This window comes from Helicobacter turcicus (genome assembly GCF_019711685.1).
Classification (GTDB): domain Bacteria; phylum Campylobacterota; class Campylobacteria; order Campylobacterales; family Helicobacteraceae; genus Helicobacter_D; species Helicobacter_D turcicus.
The window spans coordinates 1-11300 of the sequence record NZ_JAIGYQ010000014.1; the positions used below are offsets into that span (position 1 = coordinate 1).

The 11300-nt window shown below is 36.2% G+C and carries 12 protein-coding genes and 1 pseudogene; 2 read left to right on the forward strand and 11 right to left on the reverse strand.

The features are described 5' to 3' along the window. A pseudogene (locus K4G57_RS09140) lies at nucleotides 1-149 on the forward strand (restriction endonuclease subunit S); the annotation flags it as partial. Between the two features lie 411 nt (nucleotides 150-560). Beyond that, nucleotides 561-752: a hypothetical protein gene (locus tag K4G57_RS08365; RefSeq protein ID WP_221532728.1), complete on the forward strand. Its 192-nt coding sequence runs from the start codon at nucleotides 561-563 to the stop codon at nucleotides 750-752. 25 nt (nucleotides 753-777) lie between these two features. Here the strand turns inward: K4G57_RS08365 and K4G57_RS08370 are convergent, their stop codons facing one another. The 11 genes from K4G57_RS08370 to K4G57_RS08420 form a co-directional block, all read right to left on the reverse strand. After that, entirely contained in the window at nucleotides 778-1791 is a 1014-nt protein-coding gene (locus K4G57_RS08370; protein WP_221532729.1) for a DNA adenine methylase, read from the reverse strand. Then, on the reverse strand, nucleotides 1791-2048 hold the full coding sequence (locus K4G57_RS08375) for a hypothetical protein (RefSeq protein ID WP_221532730.1): 258 nt from the start codon (nucleotides 2046-2048) through the stop codon (nucleotides 1791-1793). Before K4G57_RS08375 ends, K4G57_RS08370 begins: the two co-directional genes overlap by 1 nt. A 95-nt stretch (nucleotides 2049-2143) precedes the next feature. Next, nucleotides 2144-2905: a hypothetical protein gene (locus K4G57_RS08380; protein ID WP_221532731.1), complete on the reverse strand. Its 762-nt coding sequence runs from the start codon at nucleotides 2903-2905 to the stop codon at nucleotides 2144-2146. Beyond that, complete coding sequence (locus K4G57_RS08385; protein ID WP_221532732.1) at nucleotides 2905-3837, reverse strand: DNA-methyltransferase; 933 nt, start codon at nucleotides 3835-3837, stop codon at nucleotides 2905-2907. Before K4G57_RS08385 ends, K4G57_RS08380 begins: the two co-directional genes overlap by 1 nt. Before the next feature lie 124 nt (nucleotides 3838-3961). Then, on the reverse strand, nucleotides 3962-4870 hold the full coding sequence (locus K4G57_RS08390) for a YihY family inner membrane protein (RefSeq protein ID WP_236033290.1): 909 nt from the start codon (nucleotides 4868-4870) through the stop codon (nucleotides 3962-3964). A 30-nt stretch (nucleotides 4871-4900) separates the two neighbouring features. After that, nucleotides 4901-5740 (reverse strand): biotin synthase, encoded by an 840-nt coding sequence (locus K4G57_RS08395; protein WP_221532733.1) that lies wholly within the window; start codon nucleotides 5738-5740, stop codon nucleotides 4901-4903. 1 nt (nucleotide 5741) lies between these two features. Further along, nucleotides 5742-5996, reverse strand: coding sequence for a hypothetical protein (locus tag K4G57_RS09145; protein WP_236033291.1), 255 nt, complete (start codon nucleotides 5994-5996; stop codon nucleotides 5742-5744). A gap of 155 nt (nucleotides 5997-6151) precedes the next feature. Beyond that, nucleotides 6152-8374 carry a type I DNA topoisomerase gene (gene topA, locus K4G57_RS08405; protein WP_221532734.1) on the reverse strand — a complete coding sequence of 741 codons (2223 nt, stop codon included), beginning with the start codon at nucleotides 8372-8374 and terminating at the stop codon, nucleotides 6152-6154. Nucleotides 8375-8445: 71 nt separating this feature from the next. Then, complete coding sequence (locus K4G57_RS09275; RefSeq protein WP_221532735.1) at nucleotides 8446-9822, reverse strand: methyl-accepting chemotaxis protein; 1377 nt, start codon at nucleotides 9820-9822, stop codon at nucleotides 8446-8448. Continuing rightward, nucleotides 9797-10300, reverse strand: a complete 504-nt coding sequence (locus tag K4G57_RS08415) for a PAS domain-containing protein (protein WP_221532736.1) — start codon at nucleotides 10298-10300, stop codon at nucleotides 9797-9799. Before K4G57_RS08415 ends, K4G57_RS09275 begins: the two co-directional genes overlap by 26 nt. 147 nt (nucleotides 10301-10447) lie before the next feature. After that, nucleotides 10448-11293 carry a 3'(2'),5'-bisphosphate nucleotidase CysQ family protein gene (locus tag K4G57_RS08420; RefSeq protein ID WP_221532737.1) on the reverse strand — a complete coding sequence of 282 codons (846 nt, stop codon included), beginning with the start codon at nucleotides 11291-11293 and terminating at the stop codon, nucleotides 10448-10450. Nucleotides 11294-11300: the final 7 nt, after the last annotated feature.

Below are 11300 nucleotides of genomic sequence, written 5' to 3' on the forward strand. Positions count from 1 at the left end.
ATGCAATTGTTGCAATCTTGGATAAATTTGATTGCTTGGTTAATGACTTAAGCAAAGGAATCCCCGCAGAAATAAAAGCTAGAAGACAGCAATACGAATATTATAGAGAAAAGCTATTAAGCTTTAAAAGATTAGAGAAAGAGGAATAATACAATATTTTGCTAATGCTCAATAGGACAAATTAGGGGCTTGTGATGACAAAAGAATAAACTCAATAGGACAATAAGGCTCAATTTAGCAAAGCATTCCAAGTGTTTTTAGCTTGTCTCTAAGCCTTGCAAAGAATCTAAAAACATAGAATCTCTTAAAAGTTCTAAAGTAAGAGAGATTTCGGCTTTTGCTACGCAAAAACCTCAATAGGACAAAAGAGCCTTGCCTCATGCAATCTGTGAGGATTCCACTAGCAAATATGACAAAAACAATCCCCCCTCCGCACAATATGAGGACTTAGAAACTCCACATTCTCGCCTGCTTCGTGGTGCGGAAATCGGGGAAAAAGGAGGCAGTAGTGCCCTCCGCCCGATTGAAGCTAGAAGCAGATTCAGCGAGGCACTCCCTTTATGCAAAAGAAAGGAAGCTTTTCTTTTGGTAAAGGGAGCGGGGAGGGATTAGATTTTCTTTGTGAGAAAAAGAAAATAGGACAAAAGGGGGTGCGGATTCTGCCTATTGTGATTCTGCCCCCCCCCCCAAAAAAGCTTGTCTTTAAAGCAAAATCTACAAGCACACTCACGCACAAGAAAAGCAAAAATTAAAGCACTAAAGCATAAAAATCTATTGCTATTTTCTTAAAATATGCAAATACTCTATTGTGGAATCTTGCTTTTGGATTCTGCTAGAATCTGCCTTAAATCTTTGGTGTTTTTGGGTAGCAAAAGAGTATCTGCCATATTTTTCAAAAATGCCTTTAATCTCCTCTAAACTTAGCAATCCCTCATCATTATAGCTTAAGAAAATCCATTCAAAATTTGCATTTTTGATTAAGCCCTCTAGCGCATTTGCAACTTTTGCCCTTTTGCACCAAGGCGATTTTACATATTCTCTCAATCCCGTCTTACCCTTTGGAATAAAGTCATCATACAAGGCAATTGTGTTTAAAAGATGATAATTCGCGCCATATTCTCGCGCGTTATAAGGCGGGTCAAGATAGAGAATATCGCCCTTTATTTTCGTAATAAGCGCGTTTGCGTCTTCATTAAATACCAAATGCCTAGATTTTGTGCTTTCAAACTCTGCAGGATTCAAAATAAGGGGCTTTAAGGCACTTTTTTTAACTTGCTTTAGAAATGCCCCATACACTGAAGCGGTGTTTGCAACCTTATCAGCAGATTCTAAAAGAGAGGCAAGGAGAAAATAATATTCTTTGTCGTTGATGAATTTTTCCTCTCTCCATTGGGTAATTTTAAAGCGCACAGCGTCAATTTTTTGCGCATTTTCATCGCTAAAATACTGCCTCACGCTACCAGAACCAAGCGCGTAATGCTTATAGATTTTGCCTTGAGTGGGTGGAGTTTGTTGTGCGCAATTTAGAATCCCTAACAATTCTTTTGCTCGGGGCAAAATCTGATGATTTTCAATATAATTTTTGCTTAAAACAAAGCTATAATACTCCCTATCGTTGCTGATAATTTGCTTTACCTTGCTTTTAAAAAACCTTCCTACTGCCGCAGTTCCTGCAAATATATCGCAAAATATAGAATCTTTAAGAGGCTTTGCATGAGCAATTTGAAGTGTAGATTCTATGCTTGTTTGCAAAAAGCCCAAAAGCTTAAATTTAGAGCCAATGTAGTTCATTAGATCTTAGGCTTGAAGCCATTTAATCTGATTTTAATCATTTTGACACCTTGATATTCTTTTTCTATAATATATGTTGTATTGAGTTTTGTTTCTGTTGTCCCACCATTTGAATTATCTCTAGCCCATGCGTATCCATTATTCGAGCCTAATGGTGCATAATCCCCTATAAACTCACTCACACTTACCCACCTTGAAATGCCCTTTGCATTAGGTTTGGCAAGTTCTAAAAAGATTTCTGTTTTTGATTTTCTCACTTGTGTGCCCTTAAAGTCATTTAAAAATTATAGCACGATACACTACAACCATATTTTCAAAAATCTTTGCAAAAATTGAAATGCATTTGCCTTAACTACTTTATCTTTAAAAGCTTTTTCAAAAATTCTAAAAAATATTCCTTTGTATGTGTGCTTACTCTTTTGAAATATTTTTCAACCACTCTTTTGCCATCGTCAGAATCCGCTATTTCTATTACTCTGCCTGTTTTGTCATAAATCCACCTATCCCTATCGGGTCGGTTACACACTTGGCATTGAGGGATAATATTGCCAATTTCTAGCGGTAGGCTTGGATTCATATGTCCCTCTTGTAATTTTGTCCTTTCATTTTTGCGGATATTGTGAGGTTTCTCCTCCACACTTCCGCAAGTCGCACATTTGTAATCATATTCTCTTTTTAGCTCTTCAAAATCTGCAGATTCTATACCGCTTCGCCTATTAGGCTTAAATGAGGGATAGGGTTTTTCTAGAGTGATGAGTTGATAATACCCTGCTCCTATTTTAGCCCCTATATCTCCTCTTGTTCCAGAAACAATATTATAACCGCCTTGTTTGCTTAAATGTCTTGCTTGTTGCACATCGCTTACATTAGGATAAAACACCCTTATAAAATCTGTTAATTGCGTTTTTGAAACTGCTTTTGTATTGGGATAGTTTTGTGCCAAATATACAAGAACTAAAGCATCTTTGGTGTAATTTCCCTTTGAATCTTTTAATTTTACAGATTTTACCCCGCAACTTTTAAGATATTTTTCATAATATTGTGTGATAAGGTTAAAAGTTTTTAGTATCTCCTCCTCACTTATTTTATGGCTTTGCATCTTGAAATCTTGCATTACAAAACCTCTTTTTCTATACGTTTTTTAGCTATTTCAAAATATTTTTTCTCAATCTCATATCCTATAAATAAGCGATGATTATTTAATGCAGCAACGCCGTGAGAACCACTGCCCATAAAGGGGTCTAGCACGATTTGCCCCTCTTGTGTAAAAAGCTTGATAAGATGAGAGATAAGGCATACAGGTTTAGGTGTCAAATGCTCTATTTTTATATCGCTTTCATTCTTTCTTGTGTGTTTGCTGACCTCCATTACATTGCTAGGAAATTTGCCATCTAAACTTTCTTTTGTATTGATAAGTCCTAATTTATGCTTTTGCCAATTTTGCACAAATGTCCCATCTTTTGGTTTTTGCGCCATCACCATGGGTTCAATCTGGGGCTTTAATTGAGGTGTTTTATATCCATCTAATTCTTTGATTAAAGATTCTTTTTGTGCTTGTGTTAAGTTTTTATCTTTTTTAATAAAGTGTGTTTGAGAAAATGCCTTTGCTTGTCCCTCATATTTCCACGCTAACATATCTCTTATTTCAAATCCTGCCAAATCTAGACTCATCGCCATTCTATGATAAAGTCTAGCTTGTGAAAATACAATGCAAAATCCCCCTGCCCTTAAGATTCTATAAAATTCTTTTGCTAAAGGAGTCATAAAGTCCTGCAATCTTTCCCCCTGTGCCTTATCAAACTTCATACCCACAGGCAGTCCCCCAATCACACCACTTTTTGAAGCTTTAGTTTTTAGATTTGCGTCATTCCATTCATTCCCCATGCCATCAATAAAATAAGGCGGGTCAGTAATAATACAATCAATAGAATTATCTGGAAGTGTTTTAAGTCCCTTTGTGCAATCTTGGTTATAAATGTTATATTTTAATGTAGATTCTGCATTAGAATCCTTTATATTGCGCATACTCTCTATTATTGTAGTCATAAAATCCTCCTTAAAATAACCTCTAGCAAATATTCAAAAGACTTTAATAATGGTTGTGTTGGATATGCAGATTCTTACGCCTTTGGTTATGAGGCTAAACCACCTCTCTGAAAACTTTAAACCCTCATAATTCTTCTAACTCTTTAATAAACATCTCATCAATTCCACGACTCAAACTCATTCCAAAGAGCAAAATTGCCCAAGAGAGATACACCCAAATAAACAAAAACAATACGATACTAAAAGAACCATAAAGTGTTAAATATGCCTTATTATAAAAAACATAATACACAAATCCCCATTTACAAAATGACCATAAAAGTGCTGTAATTAATGAGCTTAATAATGTATTTTTGGTGCTAATTTTTGTATTTGCCGAGATTTTAAAAAGCATAAAAAACACAATCCAAATTAAAAAATATGGAATCAATCTAAACATCCATGCTAAGTATGTGCTATAACCGAGATCATCTAAATACGCATACGCCTTTGCGCTAAGAAAAATTGAAAATAAAACTCCCAGCGGAAAAAGTGTCATACAAGTCCAATAAACTGATAAGGAATCCCAAAATCCACGCCCTTTGGAATGAAAAATTTTCATAGTGATGTTTTGATAATTTCTAAAAAACAAAATAGAAGTAATAAACGCATACAAAAATCCCATTCCACCAAGTTTTGTAGAGTTTTTTAAAAATCCATCTAAATACTGCAAAAACACATCAGAGTGTGTGGGGATAAAATTTGCAATAATGAGGCTTTTGAAGCTCTCAATATATTCCTTAAAATCAGGCAGTGTTGCTACAAGCGAAAACACCACAAGCAACATTGGCAAAAGTGCAAAAATGGTATAAAAGCTAAGACTAGAAGCAAAATAAAGCAAATCGCCCTTTAAAAATACATATAAATGCCGAACAAGCACCCAAAGCTTGTTAAAAACTTCTTCAAATAGCTTTAGAGTCCATAAACTTTGGAATCGCAAAATTAAGGAATTCTTGCCCTTTGTGTCTTCTAGCTTTTTAGGAATTTGTAGCATTAACACTCACTATTACATTGTTAAATTTGCCTATTCGCAACTCGTTGCGATTCCATAGCCATAGCTCTTAATGCGTTCTATTTCCTCTTTTGGCGTATTTCCTTTAGTCGTAAGATAATCGCCTAGCACGACAGCATTGATTCCGCATTCAAAGAGTGCTTTTTGATTTTCTCCAAAAACACACTCCCTACCCCCAGCAATCATTAATCTTGCATTTGGTAAATACTCTCTTGCTAATTTCACACATTCTAGTGCCTCTTCTTTGCTTAAAATCTCCTGTGTTAGAGGAAGTGCAGGATTTGGGATAAAAAAGTTAATCGGTGCAGTATGTGGGTTTAACATTTGTAATGCATAGAGTAAATCCATTCTGTCTTGCCAACTCTCGCCCATTCCAAAGATTCCACCACTGCATAGCCCAAGTCCAGCTTTTAGCACATTTTCACAGGTTTCATAACGTTCTTCAAAAGCATGTGTAGAGCAAATTTTTGGAAAAAAATTGCGACTTGCTTCAAGATTGTGGTTATAACTTGCAATTCCTGCATTTTTTAGCTCCACTAGTGCCTCTACACTTGCAATTCCACTGCAACCGATTAAATGCAAATGTAATTTAGAATCCAAAATCGCCCTTGCAGCTTGCACAATATACTCTGTGCGCTTGCTATCTAGTTCTCTCCCACTTGTTACAAGACAAAATCCCAATGCTCCATTCTCACTTGCTTTTTTTGCCTCTTCTAAGATTTGCGGAATGGGTTTATATTTGTAACGTTCAATATCGGCATTATATTTTGCACTTTGTGTGCAATATCCGCAATCCTCTGCACAACTTCCGCTTGAAACATTGCAAATTGTGCATAAAAAAATCTCCTGCATTCTATCCCCTTATAACTTCATCACGTCCGCTAAAACTTTGTATCTTAATACTAGGATTTTTAAAATAAAACACGGCAAAATCAGGATTATCAGGGCTTTTATAAATCTCCCTTACCACAGGATACTTTTCAAACATTTTTCGTTTAACTTCCATATCTTCATCAAACACCGCTTCTGCACGGATTCTAATCCACATATCTTTACCATCAAATGCACTAAGCTCAATCCCAGCAAAATTTTGCATATGCTTATACATTCCCTTTTTTTAGAAGTGCAAGCATACAGCTTTCCTTCATAATACAGGGGAGACTGCATAGGACGCAAACGCGGATTGCCGCAAGTGCCTTTTGTCGCTAAAAATCCTACATTCTTATCCAAAAAATCCAAAATCTCTTGTGTCATTTTTATCCTTTATACTTCTGGGTCATCAATGCGTTCTTTACACGCAATACATTCCAAAATTGGCTTTTTACGGAATGTCCGCCTTGCCATTACACCCTTACACTTTGGGCAAGTGTATTTTGTAGGTGGGAAGTTTGCAATAAAATCGCATTTTGGGTAATTTCCACACCCATAAAACTTCCCACGACGTCCCATTCTCTCTAAAATATTGTCGCCACATTTTGGACACTTTATCCCCTCTAATATTTTCGGTTGTAATTTGCTCCCATTGAGTGCTTTTGTATTTTTGCACTCTGGATACCCACTGCATGCTAAAAATTCTCCATTTCTGCCACGTTTTTTCACCATAGATTTGCCACATTTTTCACAAACACCAAAACTCTCAACTTCAGTATCTTTAGCTTGTTCTCTCTTAATATATTTGCATTTAGGATAGCCGCTACAACCTACAAACTCACCAAATCGGCTTTTTCTTTGAACAAGCTCTTTTCCACAAAGCGGACAAAACTCACCCAATGGAATCGCAATTTTTTGACTAGCGATATTTGTCTTGCCCTCACTAATCTTTTGGATAAAAGGTTCATAAAACTCCCATAAAAGTTGTTGCCAATCCTGTTTGGAATCCGCAATTGCATCAAGACGTTCCTCTAAATTTGCTGTAAATTTAGAATCCACAATTTCATTAAAATGCGCTTCCAAAAGTTCAACCACTTTAAAGGCGATTTCTTGGGGCTTAATCTGCTTTTTTTCAATACTAATATATTCCCTTGAAGTTAAGAGTGAAATTGTTGGGGCATAGGTGCTAGGACGCCCAATTCCTAAGGATTCTAATGTCTTAATCAAACTCGCTTCAGAATATCTTGCTGGTGGTTCTGTTTCATGTTTGCTAGAGGCGCATTTTTCAAGTTTGACTTTTTCATTAAGTGAAAATTCTGGTAGCAATTTATCCTTATCTTCATTTCCTAGCACATGGTAAAATCCATCAAATACAAGCTTTCTACCGCTTATTTTTAATTGCGCAACTCCACAACCAATCAAAATATTTTGGGATTCAAACTCCGCATCTTGCATTTGTGAGGCTAAAAATCTTTTATAAATTAATGTGTAAAGCTTAAGCTCATCGCCTTTTAAATATCGCGCTGCAATCTGCGGAGTAAAGTCCATGAGTGTCGGACGAATTGCCTCATGAGCTTCTTGCGCACCCTTTGACTTTGTAGCATAAACCTTTGGCTTTGCTGGCACATACTCTTTTCCATAACTCTTAGCAATACATGCACGTGCTTCATCTTGCGCAATTTTAGCGATGTTTAAACTATCTGTTCGCATATAAGTAATCACACCCATAGAACCCTTATGCGTCATTACTCCCTCATAAAGCTTTTGTGCTGTTTGCATTGTACGTGATGGAGAAAATCCAAGCTGTGAGCTTGCGCTTTGTTGAAGCGTGGAAGTCATAAAAGGTGGTGGAGTAGGTGTTTTTCTACGTTTTGTCTCTATATTTTTTATACTAAAACTTTCCCTCTTTAATGCGCTAACTATCTCTCCTGCTTCTGTAGAATCTTGTAAAGTAAGTTTTCCAATCTTTTTGCCCTTAAACTCTACTAACTCGGCTTCAATATCACTTTTATCACCACTTTTTTTAAAAATGCTATCAATTGTATAGTAGGTAATGGGTATAAAATTTAGAATCTCTTTTTCACGATCAACTACAATCTTTAGCGCACTGCTTTGCACACGCCCAGCACTCAAACCCTTTTGAATCTTAGAAGCAATCAAAGGACTTAGACGATAACCCACGATTCTATCTAGCAAACGCCTTGCTTGTTGGGCATTAACCCTATCCATATCAATATGACGTGGATTTTTTAATGCCTCCTCAATCGCCTTTTGGGTTATCTCATGAAATACGATTCTAGGAAGCTTGCTAGGTTCTTTGCCAATTGCTGTTGCGATATGATACCCTATCGCCTCCCCCTCTCTATCTTCATCGGTTGCAATGTAGATTTCTTTTGCGTCTTTTGCAAGCTTTTTTAGCTCACTCACAACTTCTTTATGTGAAGCATCTATTGTGTATTCTGGAGTGAAAACCTCATTCTCAATTTTGATTCCAAAAGTGTGCTTTGGCAAATCCCGAATGTGTCCTTTTGATGCGATAACATTATACGCGCCACCTAAAAAATTCTTTATCGTCCGCGCTTTTGCTGGCGATTCTACAATGATTAGATTTTTCAAATGCCTTGCCTTGGTTATATTTTGCTAATCATACAAAAATTTACGCCCAAAATGCAAGAATCCATAAAAAATCATAGCATAGCGTGAAGTTCCTTATGCACATCAGCACTTTTTGCCTCAAATTTTTGTAAATAAGCATATAATTGCTTCTCATTTTGTAAATAATCTTGAGTCTTAATAAATTCCAAAAATTCCTTAATACTAGCATCAAAAACAGAGATTTTTTGACACACTTCTTTACTGATAATAGAATCATCTCCGTGCTGCTCACAAGGAGAACTAATCTGTGGAATCTCATTTGTAATAACCGCAGAATATGAGGCGAATTTCCTCAAAATACAATCTAGCTCTAAAAGCGTGGTATATGAAGTTTTATTCGTGTGTAAAATAGCTTCTAAGAGAGCTTGCGCTTGTTTATCCATAGTGCCAAATGTCTCGTTAAATGAAATCATTAAATTATTAGAATTATTCGTAATGCTATCAATTTCTTTTACATATTCGGAAATCTCGTTCATCTCTTGATTAATCACTTGCGTAGTAGATGAAATCTCCGAAGCAGTTTTCGTCGCGCGCTCTGCTAACTTTCGCACTTCATCGGCGACAACGGCAAATCCACGCCCGTGCTCTCCAGCTCTAGCTGCTTCAATGGCGGCATTAAGTGCTAAAAGATTCGTTTGGTCTGTGATTTCTTTAATCAAAGAGACAAATGTATCAATCTCCTTAATGCGCTTTGTAAAAAGCTCAAAAGACTGCGAAGTTTGCGATATCATCGCGGATAGATTAGAGAAATTATCCATTATCGCACTAACGCTTTGCATTCCATTATGCGAGGATTCTGAAATAACTTTCGTTTCGTGCGAAGTCTTATCCATAACTTCTATAACGCCATTTAGGTTTGCAGAGACGGAATCTAAGTCTTTTTTCATACTAACTGCGCTTTGTTTGGAGACTTCATTTACTATAACTCCTCTAGCGCCTAGCTTATCGGCTTCTTCAATTGCGTGTGAGGCTTTATTAATAAGATGCCCGACATAAGAAAATGTCCCTTTAATATTATGTGTATTTACCTTTCTAGCATATCGCTTCTCACTAGCAGCGGAAATTACGGAGGAACTAGCACGCACGAATGTCTCCACTTGGTCGGCTAAATCATTAATGCGCCAAGAGAGTTTGCCAAGAAGTCCCCTATCTTGAATATTTGTGATTCTAGCTTCTAAATCTCCAATGGATAGCCGCTTTACGCATTGTGTAATCTCTCTAATATACGCATCTCGCCGACTCCCAGCTATCAAAGTCATAGTGCAAGCACACAATCCTAAGATAAATATAGCAAATTCTAAGAGAACATGAATATTTAAAAGCTCAATTACAAACAACAATATGAATAGCGCGATAAAGCAATAATTAAAATAACGAGAATATTTATAAAGATAGTATGAATTCTTCATAGCTCATTCCTTTTTGTGTTAAAATTTCTTCTAATCTTTCTTGGCTTTTTTGGATTCCATCTCTTTTCTCTATTTCTAATAATTCTTTGTAAAGTTCTGCGGCTGCGCTTTTTGCCTGCTCTGTAGGCTTTAATCGTATGGAGTGATAGCCTACGACTTCGCCTTTACCATTAAAAGATGGCGTTACATACGCTTTAACCCAATAAAATGAGCCATCTTTGGAGAGATTCTTAACATATGCTACGATTTCTTTTGCATTTGACATTCCATCCCATAGAATCTTAAAAACCACTTTTGGCATATCGGGGTGGCGCACGATATTATGCGGCTTCCCTAGAAGTTCCTTTTCTGTGTAGCCAGAGAGTTCTATAAAGATTCTATTGCCATAGAGGATTCTGCCCTTTAAATCGGTCTTTGAGACGATTATTTCATCCTCTTCAAAATTCCTCTCATTTGAGTTTGGTATTGCCTTTTTCATTGGTCGCTCCTCGTAAATAAAAATAGTCAAAACCTAAATAATAAAAATTATTAAAAAATGATTAGAATAATTTATAAAATATAAAATCTTAAATAACAATAAAAGAATTCTTTAAAAACACGCACTTATTTCAAGGTAAAATTTAATTTAACCATTTCTCATAAAGTCTTTATAAATCTCTCCATTTATTTGAGACTTTGCAAACGCGATAAAATGGTTGTTCCTAACGCTTGGCTTATTGTATAACAAAGGCTTTTTAGTAATACAATCTAAAATCACGCCACCAGCCTCCTCTAGCACAATTTCACACGCTGCGATATCCCATTCATTTGTGCCATTAAAACGTGGATACAAGTCTGCCTTACCCTCTGCTAGAGCACAAATTTTTAGTGATGAGCCATATTTTTGCACCTTTAAAGCATATTTTTTGATAAAATCCTGTGTGGCTCGTGTGCTATGGAATATAGAATCGCACGCAACAATTTGTGTATCTTGTATGATTCTATCTCCATTTAATCTTTGTTTGTTTGCCTCTAACCACGTTAAATTTAACGCATTATTTTCTCTTGCATTTTTTAAAGATTCTGCACAAAAAGTGAAACCTCCAAAGCCCTTTAGCGCAAGATAAAGTTTAGAAAAATAGGGCGCATACACCACGCCTAGAATAGGGCGGTTTTTATGGATTAATGCAATATTAATCGTAAATCCACCATTTTGCGCTAAAAAATCTTTTGTGCCATCAAGAGGGTCAATGAGCCAAAAATACTCTAAATCCTTGCGCTCTGTATAATCCAACACTGCCTCTTCAGAACATAGTGCATAAGGTGAAATCTCCCCTAAAGCCTTTGTGATAAGTGCATTAGATTCTAAATCTGCCTTTGTTAAAGGTGAAGAATCTTTTTTTAAATCAAAATCTTCTAAACCATAATATTTTAAAACAACTTCTCCTGCATTTGTCGCGATTAAAGCAGTTTTATAAAGCAAAGCATACATAGCTTCT

Excerpts from the sequence above, each read along its gene's own strand:
- K4G57_RS09275 (WP_221532735.1), bottom strand. The coding sequence starts at position 9,822 with ATGAAGAATTCATACTATCTTTATAAATATTCTCGTTATTTTAATTAT.
- K4G57_RS09145 (WP_236033291.1), bottom strand. The coding sequence starts at position 5,996 with ATGTATAAGCATATGCAAAATTTTGCTGGGATTGAGCTTAGTGCATTT.
- K4G57_RS08420 (WP_221532737.1), bottom strand. The coding sequence starts at position 11,293 with ATGTATGCTTTGCTTTATAAAACTGCTTTAATCGCGACAAATGCAGGA.
- K4G57_RS08390 (WP_236033290.1), bottom strand. The coding sequence starts at position 4,870 with ATGCTACAAATTCCTAAAAAGCTAGAAGACACAAAGGGCAAGAATTCC.
- K4G57_RS08370 (WP_221532729.1), bottom strand. The coding sequence starts at position 1,791 with ATGAACTACATTGGCTCTAAATTTAAGCTTTTGGGCTTTTTGCAAACA.
- K4G57_RS08365 (WP_221532728.1), top strand. The coding sequence starts at position 561 with ATGCAAAAGAAAGGAAGCTTTTCTTTTGGTAAAGGGAGCGGGGAGGGA.
- K4G57_RS08380 (WP_221532731.1), bottom strand. The coding sequence starts at position 2,905 with ATGCAAGATTTCAAGATGCAAAGCCATAAAATAAGTGAGGAGGAGATA.
- K4G57_RS08395 (WP_221532733.1), bottom strand. The coding sequence starts at position 5,740 with ATGCAGGAGATTTTTTTATGCACAATTTGCAATGTTTCAAGCGGAAGT.
- K4G57_RS08385 (WP_221532732.1), bottom strand. The coding sequence starts at position 3,837 with ATGACTACAATAATAGAGAGTATGCGCAATATAAAGGATTCTAATGCA.
- K4G57_RS08415 (WP_221532736.1), bottom strand. The coding sequence starts at position 10,300 with ATGAAAAAGGCAATACCAAACTCAAATGAGAGGAATTTTGAAGAGGAT.